Origin of the sequence: Nocardia sp. NBC_01730 (assembly GCF_035920445.1) — a bacterium.
GTDB lineage: Bacteria > Actinomycetota > Actinomycetes > Mycobacteriales > Mycobacteriaceae > Nocardia.
Genome location: NZ_CP109162.1, coordinates 6,684,286 through 6,701,132, shown reverse-complemented (window position 1 = coordinate 6,701,132; position 16,847 = coordinate 6,684,286). Strand labels below are relative to the sequence as shown.

13 protein-coding genes are annotated in these 16,847 nt (G+C 67.7%); 6 read left to right on the top strand and 7 right to left on the bottom strand.

Translation table 11 applies throughout. From position 1 onward, the window contains the following. Positions 1-3 precede the first annotated feature (3 nt). On the bottom strand, positions 4-417 hold the full coding sequence (locus OHB12_RS28320; RefSeq protein WP_327112333.1) for a roadblock/LC7 domain-containing protein: 414 nt from the start codon (positions 415-417) through the stop codon (positions 4-6). After that, on the bottom strand, positions 414-4,568 hold the full coding sequence (locus OHB12_RS28315; RefSeq protein ID WP_327112331.1) for a sensor histidine kinase: 4,155 nt from the start codon (positions 4,566-4,568) through the stop codon (positions 414-416). Before OHB12_RS28315 ends, OHB12_RS28320 begins: the two co-directional genes overlap by 4 nt. Positions 4,569-4,889: 321 nt before the next feature. Between OHB12_RS28315 and OHB12_RS28310 the strand changes: the two genes are divergently transcribed. From OHB12_RS28310 to OHB12_RS28295, 4 genes are all read left to right on the top strand, one after another. Further along, complete coding sequence (locus tag OHB12_RS28310; RefSeq protein ID WP_327112329.1) at positions 4,890-6,953, top strand: AMP-binding protein; 2,064 nt, start codon at positions 4,890-4,892, stop codon at positions 6,951-6,953. A gap of 112 nt (positions 6,954-7,065) precedes the next feature. Further along, positions 7,066-7,449: a hemophore-related protein gene (locus OHB12_RS28305; RefSeq protein WP_327112327.1), complete on the top strand. Its 384-nt coding sequence runs from the start codon at positions 7,066-7,068 to the stop codon at positions 7,447-7,449. 70 nt (positions 7,450-7,519) lie between these two features. Then, positions 7,520-8,230 carry a response regulator transcription factor gene (locus OHB12_RS28300; RefSeq protein ID WP_327112326.1) on the top strand — a complete coding sequence of 237 codons (711 nt, stop codon included), beginning with the start codon at positions 7,520-7,522 and terminating at the stop codon, positions 8,228-8,230. A 41-nt stretch (positions 8,231-8,271) separates the two neighbouring features. Beyond that, positions 8,272-9,627 (top strand): sensor histidine kinase, encoded by a 1,356-nt coding sequence (locus OHB12_RS28295; RefSeq protein ID WP_327121571.1) that lies wholly within the window; start codon positions 8,272-8,274, stop codon positions 9,625-9,627. Positions 9,628-9,951: 324 nt separating this feature from the next. Here OHB12_RS28295 and OHB12_RS28290 read toward each other — a convergent pair whose 3' ends face one another. From OHB12_RS28290 to pdxH, 4 genes are all read right to left on the bottom strand, one after another. Next, entirely contained in the window at positions 9,952-10,311 is a 360-nt protein-coding gene (locus tag OHB12_RS28290) for an FKBP-type peptidyl-prolyl cis-trans isomerase (protein WP_327112324.1), read from the bottom strand. A gap of 39 nt (positions 10,312-10,350) precedes the next feature. Next, the gene (locus tag OHB12_RS28285; protein WP_327112322.1) at positions 10,351-11,664 is read right to left on the bottom strand and encodes a citrate synthase; all 1,314 of its coding nucleotides are present in this window, start codon (positions 11,662-11,664) and stop codon (positions 10,351-10,353) included. A 190-nt stretch (positions 11,665-11,854) separates the two neighbouring features. After that, a complete protein-coding gene (locus tag OHB12_RS28280) occupies positions 11,855-13,135 on the bottom strand; it encodes an MFS transporter (RefSeq protein ID WP_327112320.1) in 1,281 nt (426 codons plus the stop codon). Between the two features lie 70 nt (positions 13,136-13,205). Continuing rightward, entirely contained in the window at positions 13,206-13,934 is a 729-nt protein-coding gene (gene pdxH / locus OHB12_RS28275; protein WP_327112318.1) for a pyridoxamine 5'-phosphate oxidase, read from the bottom strand. 122 nt (positions 13,935-14,056) lie between these two features. On the opposite strand from pdxH, the gene OHB12_RS28270 reads away from it, so the two are divergent. Both OHB12_RS28270 and OHB12_RS28265 read left to right on the top strand, forming a co-directional pair. Then, complete coding sequence (locus tag OHB12_RS28270; RefSeq protein WP_327112316.1) at positions 14,057-15,205, top strand: citrate synthase 2; 1,149 nt, start codon at positions 14,057-14,059, stop codon at positions 15,203-15,205. A 98-nt stretch (positions 15,206-15,303) separates the two neighbouring features. Then, the gene (locus OHB12_RS28265) at positions 15,304-16,176 is read left to right on the top strand and encodes a polysaccharide deacetylase family protein (protein WP_327112314.1); all 873 of its coding nucleotides are present in this window, start codon (positions 15,304-15,306) and stop codon (positions 16,174-16,176) included. 21 nt (positions 16,177-16,197) lie between these two features. Here OHB12_RS28265 and OHB12_RS28260 read toward each other — a convergent pair whose 3' ends face one another. Further along, complete coding sequence (locus OHB12_RS28260) at positions 16,198-16,836, bottom strand: hypothetical protein (RefSeq protein WP_327112313.1); 639 nt, start codon at positions 16,834-16,836, stop codon at positions 16,198-16,200. Positions 16,837-16,847: the final 11 nt, after the last annotated feature.

The following is a 16,847-nucleotide window of genomic DNA, read 5'->3' as shown; positions in this document are numbered from 1 at the left end:
CCATCAGGAACCCATCGTGACGCGTGGCGTGGCCTGAACCGACTGCCCCACACGCTCGACCAACAGAGCCATCTCGTAGCCGACCTGACCGATGTCACAGGACGTGTTGGTCAGCACCGCGAGATAGGAGCCGTCGCCAACTGCCATGAGTAGCAGGTAGCCGTGCTCCATCTCGACGACGGATTGCAGCACGGTTCCGCCCTCGAACAGATTCGAGACGCCCACGGACAGGCTGGCCAGGCCCGCCGTCACGGCCGAGAGCTGTTCGGCACGATCGACGGGCAGCTGGGCACTCGCGGCCATGAGTAGGCCGTCAGCCGAGACCAGGACAGCATGGGCTACGCCAGGAACCTCGTTGGCAAAGTTCGAAACCAGCCAATCCAGCTGACGATTCGTACCACCTAGATCGGGGTTCATCGGTCTCCTTTATCTCCGGTTAGGTTCATTGCTCTCATTGCGCGGCCATCCCGGACGCCCTGCTGGTGACGACTCAAGCTGGACCTGATTGTTTCTGGATCGCGATGCGGCGCCCGGTCCACCGCACCGCTTACGGCGCCCGGGACAAGCCTTCCGCCCGGATTGCGTTGCGGCAACCCCGCCGCCGTCTTTGTTTCGGACTGCGCCTCGCTCGCGCGACGAGCCGCCTGCCAGCCTTCGTCGCCCGGGGATTCGAACGACGCGGCCATCTGGGACCGGTCGGCGTTGGGATCCGAAAGCCACGCCGACATCATCTCAGCGAAGATCGGCGTACCCATCGACGGCCCCGACTCGGGCGCGGGTTGCAGCCTCGTCTGGAAGAAAGAGGCTGTCTTCGCCGGGTTGGACCGGTAGCTGTGCTTGCCGGGATCGCGCCCCTGCGAGGCGGCGGGCTCCTCACCACTGACACTCGCCGCGGGCTGGATGCTGCGATCCTGTTGTGGCAGAGCGACTCCCGGCGGAACGGGCTCACGCCGCGGCACCTGGGCGCCCGGCTTCCGCTGCGGCAGGCCGGTCGGCGCGGAATCGCGCTGCGGCAGGCTCGCCGCTGTGGACGAACGCTGCGGCAGACCACCTATACCCGGCTCACGCTGCGGCAGAGAATCGCTTGCCGACTCGCGGCGGTGCAGACCATTCGCGGCAGAATCCCGCTGAGGCAGACCATTCGACGCAGACTCACGCTGAGGCAGACCGCTCGCGGCAGGCAGCGCACCCGAACTCGGCTCGCGGCGGTGCAGACCATTCGCGGCAGAATCCCGCTGAGGCAGACCGCTCGACGCGGAATCCCGCTGAGGCAGACCACTCGCGGCAGAATCCCGCTGAGGCAGACCATTCGACGCAGACTCACGCTGAGGCAGACCACTCGCGGCAGAATCCCGCTGAGGCAGACCATTCGACGCAGACTCACGCTGAGGCAGACCACTCGCGGCAGAATCCCGCTGAGGCAGACCATTCGACGCAGACTCACGCTGAGGCAGACCACTCGCGGCAGAATCCCGCTGAGGCAGACCATTCGACGCAGACTCACGCTGAGGCAGACCGCTCGCGGCAGGCAGCGCACCCGAACTCGGCTCGCGGCGGTGCAGACCATTCGCGGCAGAATCCCGCTGAGGCAGACCGCTCGACGCGGAATCCCGCTGAGGCAGACCACTCGCGGCAGGCAGCGCACCCGAACTCGGCTCGCGGCGGTGCAGACCATTCGCGGCAGAATCCCGCTGAGGCAGACCGCTCGACGCGGAATCCCGCTGAGGCAGACCACTCGCGGCAGGCAGCGCACCCGAGCTCGGCTCGCGCTGCGGCAATCCGGTGGGAGCGGAACCTCGCTGTGGCAGACCATTTGCGGTTGTGTCGCGCTGCGACAGACCACCTGGCGCCGAGTCACGCTGCGGCAGACCTGATGCGGGCTGACGCTGCGGCAAGTCGGTGGCGCCCGGCTCGCGCTGCGGCAAACCACCCGACGCAGACTCACGCTGCGGAAGGCCGTTCGGCCCCTGCTCACGCTGCGGCAAACCACCCGACGCAGACTCACGCTGCGGAAGGCCGTTCGGCCCCTGCTCACGCTGCGGCAAACCACCCGACGCAGACTCACGCTGCGGAAGGCCGTTCGGCCCCTGCTCACGCTGCGGCAAACCACCCGACGCAGACTCACGCTGCGGAAGGCCGTTGGCGCTCGGCTGGCGCTGCGGAAGGCCGATGCTTGGCTGCGGCGCACCGTTGGCGCCAGACTGACGCAGCGGTAGTTCGCCCGAATTCGCCTCGCGCGGCGGCAGCCCGGTGCCAGTCGGCTCGGACGGACCATCGGGCCTGCGCGGCGGCGGACCACCCGGTCCGAGGTTGCGTTTGGGCAGGTTGGCAGCGGCCAGCTTGCCGCGCTGCGGCACGCTCGAAGTCTGGCCGGGCGTTCCCGGCGCGGGACGCAACGACGCACCCGACTGCTGAGTGTCCGAACGCGAACCGGACGACATCGACGAACCCGGCTGCCGCTGCGGCAGACCGCCGGAGCCCGTCGGGATCGGCCCGCTGGATGGGGCGCTGGTCGTGGGGTTGGCTGCCGGAATCGGACCGCTCACCCCGGGATCGACTGTGACCATGACATTGCCCCCAGGGGTGCGCGTGATCGCCCGCGTCTGCATGGACGACTGCGCCGACGGCCGCTGCGGCGCGGAGACCTGTGGTGAGGGTTGCGGGGTGATGGGCTGCCCCGCGATCGGCTTCTCCGCGACGATCAGACCGATCGGCACATGCACCGTGACGGTCACGCCGGGATCGCGGGCGGTGTCGAAGGTGGGCCGCAGCCGCACTGTGAGGCCGTGCCGCTCGGCGAGCCTGCCGACCACGAAAAGACCCATATGGCGGGCGGTGTCGGGCCCCGGCTCCGCGGTCTGCTCGAGCCGCCGGTTGATGTCGGCCATCTCGGCGGGCGGCATACCGATGCCGCGGTCGGCGACCTCGATGAGCAAACCCTGGTCATGCGCCTGCGCGAAGGTGAACTTGACGTCGGTCTCCGGCGGCGACGCTCGCAGCGCGTTGTCCAACAGCTCGGCGAAAAGGTGCGCGAGGTCGGAGGCGGACGGCTCCTTCAGCGAACCGCGCGGCGTGGCGCCGAGTTTCACGCGCTCATAGTCCTCGACCTCGGAGATCGCGGCACGCAGCACGTCGCCGATCTCGACCGGAGCCGACTTCGCACGGCGCTGTCTGGTACCCGCGAGAATGAGCAGGTTGTCGCCGTTTCGGCGCATACGCGCAGCGAGATGGTCCAGCCGGAACAGGTTTTCCAGCAGGCGCGGGTCCTTCTCGTCGTACTCCATCGCCTCGATGAGGGTGAGCTGGTGGTCGACGAGCGACTTGGACCGCCGAGCCAAGGTCTCGAACATATCGTTGACCTGCGAACGCATCTTCGCCTGGTCGCTCGCCAGACGCAACGCCTGACCGTGGATGTCGTCGACGGCGCGGGCCAGCTGACCGATCTCCTCGGTGCTGCGCACCGGCATCGGCTCCAGCGGAACCTCCTCCGGCGAGGCACCGTTGCGCAGTTCGGCGACCTCCTGCGGCAAGTCGCTCTCCGCCACGCGCAGCGCGGCGAGACGCAGCCGGTGCAGCGGGACGATCATCGAACGGGCGACGAAGACCGCGAGCAGGAGCGCGGCGAGGATGGTCAGGATGACGACCGCGGTGTAGGTCCACGCGCCGCCCTGGGCCGTGGACACCAGCTCGTTCATCGCGGAGTCGATGTCCTTCGTCGCCTTGCCGACGACATGCTCGTAGACCGCAAGGCTGTCGGTCATCGACTTCTTCAGGTCACCGACCGGGAGCTGGCCTGCCTGGGCCTGCGGGCTGGTCAGCAGCGCGATCCTGGTGTCGATGCCCGCGCGCAGGTCGGCGATCGAGGTGTCGCCGTCGGAAAAGCGGTGGGAAAGCACGTTGAGCAGCGCACGCTCGGTGTTGGAAGCGACCAGGAAGTTCTGCACGCCGGACTGTGGGTTGCGAAGCACCTCGGAGAAGGCGGCAACTGCGCTGACCAGCGTGGCACGAGTGTTGAGCGAGTCGACCAGCCGCAGTTTGGCGGTATCCACAGCGGTGTCGCTGACCTGGCCGACCGTGGTCTCGACGGTGCGTACGCTGTCGTTGCGGACGCGGTCGATCAGCGCGAGAGTGTCCGATGGCGGACCGGCGGTGACCGATTTGCCCTGGGCACGTACGGCCTTGGCCTGGGTGAGCATGCTGTCTACGGCCGTGCGTGCGCCGGACACGCTGTCGAGCCGGCTTACCGCGTTCTCGGCGTTGGCGATCGCCTTGTCCAGATCCGCGAGATTCTGATCAGTCGCGATGGACTGGTTGGTCCCCAGCGAGACCATCTGTGAGCCCGCGGTGGTCGCGGTCTGCGCGCTGAGCGCGGTGACCGCCGGGATAGCGGCGACGTTCTCGGCGATTTCGGCGAGCCGGTTCGAGTCCGCGAACTGCGAAGAAATTCTCGACACGCCGAGCCCGACCGCGACCGCGAGCGGAACGGCGAGGACCGCCGTTACCTTCCAGCGCAGGTCCCAGTTGCCGAGCGCCCAGCGCTTACTGCCGGACCTAGCGGCGTCACGCATCTCCCACTCACTTTCCAAACTGGCCTCTACCACGCGCCATCAACCGAACCTCCACAATCGCGTGCTTGGCTCGACAGGTGGAGCTGGCCGAGAGCTGCGGCTGGCCGAGAAATTGCGTCTACGACGGCCCAAAATAAGTGACATCAGATTCTAACGGATCAATAACTTCTTGGGCGACTTGGCGTGATGTTGCGATCATTGACCTGCCAGTTCCAGGCAAAACCAAAGGTCGCGGCACCCACCCGGGCGTCGCGTGAAGTCTGCCACAATCAACCAGATCTATCGAGGCGGGCATCGAGGCGAGGCTAGGGAGTCACGGGTTTGAACGTGAGGCACGAGTACCGACCGGCCTACCAGACCAGCTTGGTCGATCCCGCTGAGTTCTGGACCGCGGCGGCCACGGCGATCGATTGGGACGTGCCGCCGACGCAGATCGTCGACACCAACGCCCGCCCGGCGGCCAGGTGGTTCCCGGACGCTCGCCTCAACACCTCGTTCAACGCGCTCGACCGGCATGTGCATGGAAGCACCCCCGACGGGGAAAGTCGCGCGCATCAGCCCGCATTGATATACGACTCCGCTATCACCGACACCAGAGTCGTCATCACCTACGCCGAGTTGCTCGAGCAGGTGTCCAGGTTCGCGGGAGCGATGGCCGGGCTGGGCGTCTCGGCGGGCGATCGCGTGGTGATCTACCTGCCGATGATCCCCGAGGCCGTGATCGCGATGCTGGCTTGTGCGCGAATCGGAGCGGTGCACTCGGTGGTGTTCGGCGGCTTCGCCGCGCCGGAGCTGGCGGCGCGTATCGATGACGCCGAGCCCGTGCTGATCGTCACAGCGTCGGGCGGCCTCGAACCGGGCAAGAAGATCGAGTACCTCCCGATCGTGTTGCAGGCTTTGGACCTTGCCGAGACCACCGCGCCGCGCACGGTGATCGTCAAACAGCGGCCGCAGTTCCAGACCATCCCCTTCCCTCCGCCGCAGCCCGCCACCGAATCCCTACCGAGCTCCACCCACACCATCGCGGCACAATGGCTCGATTGGGACGACGCTGTCCGCGATGCGCCACTCGCCGATCCGGTCTCGGTCGCCGCGACCGATCCGCTGTACATCCTCTACACCTCCGGCACGACCGGGAAACCCAAGGGCGTGGTCCGAGACAACGGCGGGCACGCGGTCGCCCTCGCCTGGTCCATGCGCAACATCTACGGCGTCGACGCAGGTCAGGTGATGTGGGCGGCGTCCGACGTCGGCTGGGTGGTCGGGCACTCCTACATCGTCTACGCGCCGCTGCTGGTCGGCGCGACCACCCTGCTGTACGAAGGAAAGCCGATCGGCACCCCCGATGCGGGGGCGTACTGGCGGGTGATCGCCGAGCACAAGGTCGACGTGCTGTTCACAGCGCCGACCGCACTGCGCGCCATCCGCAAGGCCGATCCCGACGCCGAGCTGGCGCGCGATTACGACCTGTCCTCGCTGCGCGCGCTTTTCTGCGCGGGCGAACGGCTGGACCCGGCCACCTACACCTGGGCCGACGAGGTCCTGCTCGCGGGCCGCTCCGACTGCCCCGTGGTCGACCACTGGTGGCAGACCGAGACCGGGTGGCCGATCTGCGCGAACCCGCTCGGCCTGCAGCAGCTCCCGATCAAGGCGGGGTCGGCCTCGGTGCCGGTGCCCGGCTATCGACTACGTGTGCTCGATTCCTCCGGCAACGCGGTGGCCCCGAACACCGAGGGCAATATCGTCATCGGACTGCCGCTGCCGCCCGGCACGCTCACCGGACTGTGGCACGACGATGCCCGCTACGAACGGTCCTACCTCTCCGCCTACCCCGGTCATTACCTCACCGGCGACTCCGGCTACTTCGACGAGGACGGCTACCTCTTCGTCCTCGGCCGCAGCGACGACGTCATCAACATGGCCGGGCACCGGCTCTCGGCGGGCAGCATCGAGGCCGTGATCGCCGGTCATGATGCGGTCGCCGAATGCGCCGTGATCGGTCTGCCCGACGAACTCAAGGGCCACCGACCCCTGGCCTATGTGGTGCTGAAGTCCGGCGTCGAGATCGATCCGGCACAGCTGCGCGACGAACTGATCCAGCGGGTGCGCGACCAGATCGGCGCGATCGCCACCCTGCACGACGCGGTCGTCGTGACCGCGCTGCCCAAGACCAGATCGGGCAAGATCCTGCGCAAGACCATCCGGCAGATCATCTCCGGCGAGACATTCGAGGTGCCATCCACCATCGACGATCCCGCGGCGCTCGTGTCGCTGGCGGAGCAGATCCGCACGGCGCGGCCCACGCTGGAGGAGTCGGTGCCGGACACCATCGAGAACCCCGACGATGTGGTGGCGCCCGACGTGGACTCGGTCGCGCGGTCCTGAGGTTGCGGTCCGGCAACGCTTCTCAGAGTTTCCTCAGAAGGCGTTCACCCGTGCGCCAATTGCCCGCAATAACCTCGAGACCGAACCCATCGATGATCTGGAGGCAACATCCATGAAGCTTTCCGTAGGCCGTCCCGCCGCCGCCCTCGCCGCGGGCGGATTCGCCACGGTTGCGTTGTTCCTCAGTCCCGCGATCGCGGCCGCCGATCCGATGGAGCTGGCCGCACCACTGCTGGACTCCACCTGTTCCTTCGCCCAAGTCGACGCCGCGCTGCACGCGAAGGCGCCGCAGCTGGCATCGATGCTCGATGCCAACCCGACGCAGAAGGCCGAGCTGCAGCGCAAGTTCGATCAGCCGGTCGAGCAGCGGCGGGCGGAGTTGCGGCGGACCATCGACGCGAACCCGGAGGCGGCGCGTGACGCGGAGAACGATCCGCGGACCACGCAGTTGCGCGACACCCTCCGTGTCGTGGCCGAATCCTGCCACAGCTATTGAGCTGCGAGTAACCGATGTGCTGACGAAATCAGCCGTCAGCTGACCGATAGCTTCTCCACATGGCGGCACAATGGATGACGTGACAACCCCGATCCCGGCGGTCCTCGTCGTCGACGACGACGAGGACGTGCTGGCGTCGGTCGAACGCGGACTTCGCCTGTCCGGTTTCCACGTCCTGGTGGCAAGGGATGGCGCGCAGGCGCTGCGCAGCGTGAACGAACACGCGCCGGACGCCATCGTGCTCGACATGAACATGCCCGTGCTCGACGGCGCGGGCGTGGTCACCGCTTTGCGCGCGATGGGCAACGAGGTGCCGATCTGTGTACTCAGCGCCCGCGCGTCGGTGGATGACCGCATCTCCGGGCTGGAGTCCGGCGCCGACGACTATCTGGTCAAGCCATTCGTGTTGGCGGAGCTGGTTGCGCGAATCCGGGCGCTGCTGCGCAGGCGGTCGGACACCTCGGCTCCGACGACCCCTGGCGCGATCACGATCGGCCCGCTCGAGGTGGACGTCGCCGGGTATCGCGCACTGCTGCACGGTCACGAGATCGAGCTCACCAAAAGGGAATTCGAGCTGCTGGCCACGCTGGCCAGGAACGTAGGCGTGGTGCTGAGCCGGGAACGGCTGCTGGAACTGGTGTGGGGCTACGACTTCGCGGCCGACACCAACGTAGTCGACGTCTTCGTCGGATACCTGCGCCGCAAGCTGGAGGTGGACGAAACGCCCCGGCTGCTGCACACGATCCGCGGTGTCGGGTTCGTCCTTCGAGCGCAGAAATGACCGTGCCCGCGTCCCGCCCGGCTCGCGAGGCGGAACCGGGCATGTCCGCCGCCCCGCCGAAAACCCCTCGGCAGCGTTCGTTTTCGCTGCGCACCAGGGTAGCGGGCGCCGCGGCGGCAGGCGCGATCGTCATCGTGACGCTGATCAGCCTGCTCAGCATCCGCGCCATCGAACGCAACAACGTGCAGCAGTCCGACCAGCAGCTCGCCGTCGCGGCGCGCATCGTGCTGATCGAGCCGGTCATCGCGGTCAACTTCATCAGCATGACCGGGCTGAACAACGATATGGCCGTCACCGTCCGCGACAAAGGTGCGATTACGGCGAGCACAACGACCGAATTGCCCACGCTGCCCACCGGTTCGCGCACCGCCACAGTGGGCGGCACCCCGTACCGGATCCTGACCACCACAGAGAATCAGCCTGCGGGACGAGTGGTTTCGCTCGGCATACCCGCCGCGGGCGCGGCCGAGGCCACCGCGGAGCAGCAGCGCTGGGTGCTCGGCGGCGCACTGCTGTCCATCGCCGCCGCGGCGGCGCTCGGCTGGCTGCTTGCGGGCGCAGCGGTGCGCCCGATCGTCCGGCTCACCCGGCAGGTCGGCGCGCGCAGCGCGTTCCCCGACCCACACAATCCCAAGACGCCGGTGGAAGGCTCGGGCGTGCGTGAGGCGGAGAAGCTGGCCGACGCGGTGAACACAATGCTGCAGCGGGTGGACGAGGCGCAGGCGGAGACTGCGGCCGCGCTGGAGACCGCGCGCGACTTCGCCGCCGTGTCCGCACACGAACTGCGCACCCCGCTCACCGCGATGCGCACCGACCTCGAGGTGCTGCGCACCCTCGATCTGAACGAGGCGCAGCGCGCGGAGATCCTCGGCGACCTGCAACGCAGCCAGGGCCGGGTGGAGACAACACTCACCGCACTGGAGCGGCTGGCCACCGGCGACCTGACCAACGAGCACGACTACGTCGCCACCGACGTGGGCGATCTGTGCGACCAAGCAGCGCATGACGCCATGCGGCACTTCCCCGGCCTCACCGTGCGCATCGACTCCGACGCCGAGCTGGTGACCCGCGGCCTGCCCGCCGGGCTGCGCCTTGCGGTGGACAACGCCCTGGCGAACTCGGTGAAACACGGCGGAGCCACCGAGGCCCTCGTCTCCGCGCACCGTGCGTCCAACGGCCACATCATCATCAGCATCGACGACAACGGGCGTGGCATCCCACCCGACGAGCGCGAAGCCGTCTTCAACCGCTTCTTCCGCGGCAGCCAGGCAAGCAAGGGCGGCTCCGGCCTCGGCCTCGCCTTGGTCGCGCAACAGGCCCTATTACACGGCGGCCGCGCCTATTTCGACGAGGGCACCCTCGGCGGCATCCGCCTGGTCCTCGTACTCCCTGTTTAATTGCGGCGGCTTCGCCGCCGCGTGTTCGCGGCCCGGCTCACATCCAACCGGCTGACGCACCTGCGATGAAATGGCGAGCAGGCGGCTACGCAACCGCAACGCCCGCGCCACGAAATGCTGCTGAAAGGGCCCCCCGGTCCCGGCCCAGCACAACCACATCGGCCTCACTCCCACTTCCGAGCGAAGCGAGACCTAGCATTGCCCGTTCGCGGCCCGGCTCGCATCCGAGCGGCCGATGCGATTGCGACGAAGTCGCGAGGATCGGCCGCTCGGATGCGAGCCACAAAGGGGCCGCGAACACGCAGCGCCGCAGGCGCTGCCAAACTATTCAGCGTTCAGCAGGTCGATCACGAAGACCAGCGTCTTGCCGGACAGGCGGTGGCCGGCACCGGCCGGGCCGTAGGCCAGCTCCGGCGGGATGGTCAGCTGACGACGGCCGCCGACCTTCATGCCGGGTATACCATCCTGCCAGCCCTGGATCAGGCCGCGCAGCGGGAAGGTGATGGACTCGCCTCGGTTCCACGACGAGTCGAACTCCTCGCCGGATTCGAATTCGACACCGACGTAGTGCACCTCGACGGTGCCGCCGGGCACGGCTTCCTTGCCCTCGCCTTCGATGATGTCCTTGATCACCAGCTCGGTGGGCGCGGGCCCCTCCTGGAACTCGATCTCCGGTTTGGTCATTCGGCTATCCCCTTCGATAGGTGGGTGGGTGGAAACTCGTCAACGGCTGGCGATCTCGCCGTAGTCGCGGGCGCCGTAACCGGTGTAGATCTGCCGCGGACGGCCGATCTTCAAAGGCTCACTGTGCATTTCGCGCCAGTGCGCGATCCAGCCGGGGAGCCGACCCATCGCGAAAAGCACGGTGAACATACGGGTCGGGAAGCCCATCGCCTTGTAGATGACGCCGGTGTAGAAGTCGACGTTCGGGTACAGGCGCCGCTCGATGAAGTAGTCGTCGGTCAGCGCGGCCTCTTCCAGGGCCTGGGCGATCTCGAACAGCTCGTCCGCGCCGCCCAGTTTGCTCAGAATGGCGTCGGCGTGCTTTTTGGCGATCGAGGCGCGCGGGTCGTAGTTGCGGTAGACGCGGTGCCCGAAGCCCATGAGCTTCACGCCGTCTTCCTTGTTCTTGACCTTGCGGATGAACTCCTTGACGTCGCTACCGTTGGCCTTGATGCCGTCGAGCATCTCCAGCACGGCCTGGTTCGCGCCGCCGTGTAGCGGACCCCACAGCGCGTTGATACCGCCGGATACCGAGGTGAACAGGTTGGCGTCGGACGAGCCGACCAGCCGCACGGTCGAGGTGGAACAGTTCTGCTCGTGGTCGGCGTGCAGGATGAGCAGCATGTCCAGGGCTGCGGCAACCTCGGGGTCGACCTCGTAAGGCTCGGCGGGGAAGCCGAAGGTCATCCGCAGGAAGTTCTCCACCAGGCTCAGCGAGTTGTCCGGGTAGAGGAACGGCTGGCCGACCGACTTCTTGTACGAGTAGGCGGCGATGGTGGGTAGCTTGGCCAATAGTCGGATAGTGGATAGCTCGACCTGCTCGGGGTCGCGCGGGTCCAGCGAGTCCTGGTAGTAGGCCGACAGCGCGTTCACCGCGGACGACAGCACCGGCATCGGGTGCGCGTTGCGTGGGAAGCCGTCGAAGAAGCGCTTGAGGTCCTCGTGCAGCAGCGTGTGCCTGCGGATCCGGTCGGTGAAGTCCTCGAGCTGGGCCTGCGTCGGCAGCTCGCCGTAGATCAGCAGGTAGCTGACCTCGATGAAGGTCGAGGACGCGGCGAGCTGGTCGATGGGGTAGCCACGGTAGCGGAGGATGCCCGCCTCACCGTCGATGTAGGTGATGGCCGACTTGGTGGGTGCCGTGTTCATGAAGCCCGGGTCGTACGTCACGTACCCGGTGCTGGCCAGCAACTTTCCCAGCTCGATCCCGTCGTTGCCCTCGGCGGCTTTGGTGACCGTCATCGGGAATTCCCCGCCGGGATAGGAAAGGACCGGCTTGGCGTCGTCGTCGACGTTGATGATGTTCTCAGCGGGCACGGAAGGATCCCTCTCAGGTTAGAACCAAAGGCATCGGCGCGGTCAGCACACGATGCGCTTGCCCCAACGCTAGCTGTTCATCGACACGGACAAATACGGAGGGTAGTCCTGCGGCACCTCACGAACACGTCCTGGAGCAGTGAGGTTTCGCAGGTGCTCCTGTCGTCGTCGTCCAGCGCCGCGGTGCTGGTCATGCTGGTATTTCGGCACGGGCGCGGCCGACACGGTAACGCGTGAACGCGGGGAAGGCGACCGCCGCGACGAGCACGCCGACCACCACGAGCCCACCTCCTCCGGCCGCGGCTACAGCAGTACCCAGGCTCGCCGCCGCGAAACCGTGGGCAACATCACCGATGCGCGGACCGCCCGCCACGACGACGATGAACACGCCCTGCAACCGCCCGCGCAGGTCGTCGGTGGCGACCGTCTGCAGCATGGTGACCCGGAGCGCGGCCGAAATCATGTCCACCGCACCGCCGAATGCCGAGCACGCCAGCGCGATCCACAACCCGACGCCGAGGCCGAGACCGTGTCCGGTGTATCCGACGGCCACGCCGAACCCGACCATGGCCAGGCCCCACAGCACAATGCAGATGAGCACGGCGAGGCCCTGACGGCGGATGCGCGGAATCCAGCCGGAGAACACACCGCCGAGCACCGCGCCCACCGACATAGAGGCGAACAGCAACCCGAGGGCGACGCCACCGGTGGCCGGGTCACCGAAGGTCTCGTGCGCGATCTGTGGGAACAGCGCACGCGGCATCCCGAACACCATGGCGATCACGTCCACCGCGAACGACGCGAGCAGCACCCGCTGGGTCGCCAGGTAGCCGAAACCGTCCAGCACCGTCCGGAATCCGGCCCTGCGCACCGACCCGGTCGGCGGCAGTGCGGGCAGCCGCCAGACCGCCCAGAGTGTGGCGAGCAGTGCGACGGCGTCGATCAAGTAGAGCGTAGCCAGCCCGACCAGCGGGATCAGCGCGCCCGCCAGCACCGGTCCCGCGATCGCACCGAACTGCATGACCGTCATGCTCAGCGAATTCGCTGCGGCCAGTTGGCCTTCCGGCAGCAGGCGTGGGATTGTCGCGCTGCGCGTCGGCTGGTTCACCGCGAAGAAGGCCTGCTGCACCGCGAACAGGCCGAGCACGACCCACACACTGTCCACCCCTGCGGCCGCCTGGATCCAGAAGGCCAGTGCGGTGGCACCGGTGCCTGCGTTCGTAATGAGCATCAGCGTGCGCCGGTCCATCACGTCGGCGAGCGCGCCGCCCCACAGACCGAACACGATCAGCGGCGCGAGGCCGAACAACCCAGCCAGGCCGACATAGCCGGAACTACCGGTGATCTGGAAGATCTGCTGCGGCACCGCGACGACGGACAGTTGCGCGCCGATCATGGTGACGATCCCCGAGGCCCACAGGCGTCGAAAATCCGGATGGCGCAGCGGGGTGGTGTCGGCGAGCAGTTTCACCGGCCGCAGCGTAGCGAGTCCACCCAGCCCGGCTCGACGCGATATTTCTCACGCGCCGAGCGGGAATACGTCAGGGCTGCAGTCGCTCGACTGTCATGGTCTCGTCCACGATGCGCACGTGGATTCGGTTGTGCAGTCGGCCGCGCCGCCCCTGCCAGAACTCGACCTCGTCGGGTCGGAGCAGGAAACCACCCCAGTGCGGTGGCACCGGGATCTCGTCGATGTCGGCGAACCGCGCGGTCGCCTCGGCGAGCGTGCGATCCAGCTCGGCCCGCGAACCGATCGGCTTGGACTGCTGCGAGGCCCACGCGCCCAGTTGCGAGTCCCTCGGCCGAGATCGCCAGTAGACCGCGGTCGTCTCGGCAGGCACGCGTTCGACCGCCCCGCGCAGGTGCACCTGTCTGCCCAGCGCGGGCCACACGAAGGTGACCGCGGCGAACGGAACGGCGGCCAGCTGGGCGCCCTTGGCTGAGTCGTAGTTCGTGTAGAAAGTCACACCTTCCGGCGAAAGCCCTTTGCACAGCACCGTCCGCGCCACCGGTCGTGGCATACCGCCGACCAGCGACACCGTGGCGAGCACCATAGCATTGGGCTCGGCGATGCCGACCGCGGTGGCCTGTTCGATCCAGTGGCGCAGGAGCGGCTCCCAGCCCCCAGCCAACCAGTTCTCGTCCAGGTCGACGTCCTCGCCGCTGCCGTAGGGCACACCGCCGTACTCGGTCCGCATGGCGGCGAGATCGGCGCTGGGCAGGAAGTCGGCCGTTTCCTGGCCGCGGGGTGAATTGTCCAGGTCACGCATGGGCCAGACGTTACTCCGGGGTAGCAGCGAGCTAAGGTTTTGATTATCGGCATGTACTCGTCAAGTCCGACAACTTCCCACCGACGAGAACATATGACCCGAAGTGCAAGGAGAGTCGCAACATGACTACCAGCCCCGCGGTTTCCGGTGGACACGCCACCGTACCCAGAGATTTCGTCAGCGGCCTGGAGGGCGTGGTGGCATTCACCACCGACATCGCCGAACCGGACAAAGACGGCGGTGCGCTGCGCTACCGCGGCGTGGACATCGAGGACCTGGTCGAAGGCCGGGTGACCTTCGGAGACGTGTGGGCGCTGCTGGTCGACGGATCGTTCGGCCGGGGCCTGCCGCCCGCCGAGCCTTTCCCGCTGCCGGTGCACACCGGCGACGTGCGCGTGGACGTGCAAGCCGGTCTGGCCATGCTCGCCCCGATCTGGGGCTACCAGCCGCTGCTCGACATCGATGACGAGACAGCGCGGGAGGACCTGGCCCGCGCCTCGGTGATGGCGCTGTCGTACGTGGCGCAGTCCGCGCGCGGTATCTACCAGCCCGCGGTCCCGCAGAAAACGATCGACGAGTGCACCACGGTCACCGAGCGCTTCATGACCCGGTGGAAGGGTGACCCGGACCCGCGCCACACCGAGGCCATCAACGCCTACTGGGTGTCCGCCGCCGAGCACGGGATGAACGCCTCCACCTTCACCGCCCGCGTGATCGCGTCCACGGGCGCCGACGTGGCCGCCGCGCTGTCCGGCGCGATCGGCGCCATGTCCGGCCCGCTGCACGGCGGCGCGCCAGCGCGCGTGCTGCCGATGATCGAAGAAGTCGAGCAGAGCGGCGACGCACGGGCCCTGGTCAAGGGCATCCTGGACCGCAAGGAGAAGCTGATGGGCTTCGGCCACCGGGTCTACCGGGCCCAGGACCCGCGCGCCGGCGTGCTGCGGGCCACCGCGAAGCGCCTCGCCGCTCCGCGTTACGAGGTCGCCGTCGCACTGGAGCAGGCCGCACTCGCCGAGCTGCGGGAGCGCCGTCCGGACCGCGCCATCGAGACCAACGTCGAGTTCTGGGCCGCGGTGATCCTGGACTTCGCCGAGGTGCCCGCGCACATGATGCCCGCCATGTTCACCTGCGGCCGCACCGCGGGCTGGTGCGCGCACATCCTGGAGCAGAAGCAGCTGGGCAAGCTGGTCCGCCCCGCCGCCATCTACACCGGGCCGGGCCCGCGCAAACCCGAAGAGGTCGCGGGCTGGGCCTCGGTCTCGCACACATAGGCGATAGCCGCACGACATGATTGTGCGCAGGAGACGTTATCCGCCGTCGCGTTCGGCTCGAGTAACATCCGGGGGACGCCGGAAAGAGGACGTGACGGATGCTGGACAGAGGAATGGCGCGGCGGCGGATGCTCGGTATCAGCGCCGCGCTGGCCGCAGGGTTCGCCACCACCGGATGTGGCACGGCACAGAACAACACCACCACCGCACAGGCGACTTCGGCCACTACGCCCCCGGCCACGAGCGGGCGGGTGGCGCCGTTGTCCACGGCCCCGCCCGCTGTCTCTCCCACCGCGGTAGCCGATAGGTACGCCGGTGCGCAGCCGAGGCAGTGGGGCGTGGAGATGCGGGGCATCACAAGTACTTTCGAGGCCACCGGCAAACAGATGGCACTGACTTTCGACGCGTGCGGCGGGCCGGGTAACAACGATGTCGACGAATCGCTGGTGAGTTTCCTGATCACTCAGCAGATTCCGGCGACGCTGTTCCTCAACAAGCGGTGGATCGACGCGAACCCGGCGCGGGCAGCGCAGCTGGCGTTGAACCCGCTGTTCGAACTGGCCAATCACGGCGTCGCGCACAAACCGCTCTCGGTGACCGGTCGCGCCGCCTACGGCATCGCGGGCACCGGCTCGGTACGGGAGGCGGCCGACGAAGTGTGGGCCAACCACGAGCGGCTGACCACGCTGGTGGGCAAGCCGCCGCGATTCTTTCGCGCGGGCACCGCGCATTACGACGACGTCGCGGTGGCCATCGTGAAGGAATTGGGCGAAGCTCCGGTCGGTTACAGCATCAACGCCGATTTCGGTGCGACGGCCTCGGCGACGCAGGTGCAATCCGCGATGAATGCCGCTGCGCCTGGCGCCATTGCACTCGCCCATATGCACCGGCCGCAATCCGGAACCGGCGCGGGCATGATCGCGGTTCTGCCGAAGATCCGAGCCATGGGTTTCACGTACGTGCATTTGTAGGCAGTGCCCGAGTACGCGAGGTTATTCGTCGCCGAGTGAGGCGACCCAGTCGACGGCGACAGATTCGCCTCGGTCCACGGTGAAGAAGGCGACCTCCAAGTGCTGACCGAGGTCGACGAGACCGAGGGCACCCAGCGGCACCGGCTGGACGAGCCGGACCCGCCACGGCTTCAGCTCGTCCCAGGCACGCAGTTCCAGGTCGAGGCGCAGCACTGGGTCGGCGCGGCCGGTGTAGTCGGCGGCGACCGGTGCGGCGGCGAGCACCGTGGCATCGGCGCGGCGTCCGTCGGCGAGGATCTTCGCGATGCTCGCCCGTCCCGACACTTCGATGTCGGTCACATACAGCAGCACGCGATCGCGATCGCGTGGGTCCACCCGGCAACACACGACGTCGCCCGGCTGCATCCATTCCAGGTCAGCCTCCGTCGTATGCTGCCGCACCCTGGTCTCGTAGGGGAGCTCCCCGTCCAACTGCACCTGAACCCAGAACACGTGCCCTGGTTCGGTGCGCCGCGGCCGCACGCCGAGGATCGTCGCCGAACCCGTCATACCCCGAATCAGCAACTCTCGCCTGACCGAGTCCGAGACCGTTGCGAAGCGCAGTCCGAAACCCCACGCCGCCCGCCCGCGCAGTCGCCACCCTGAGTTAGCCGACACCATGCTCATGGACA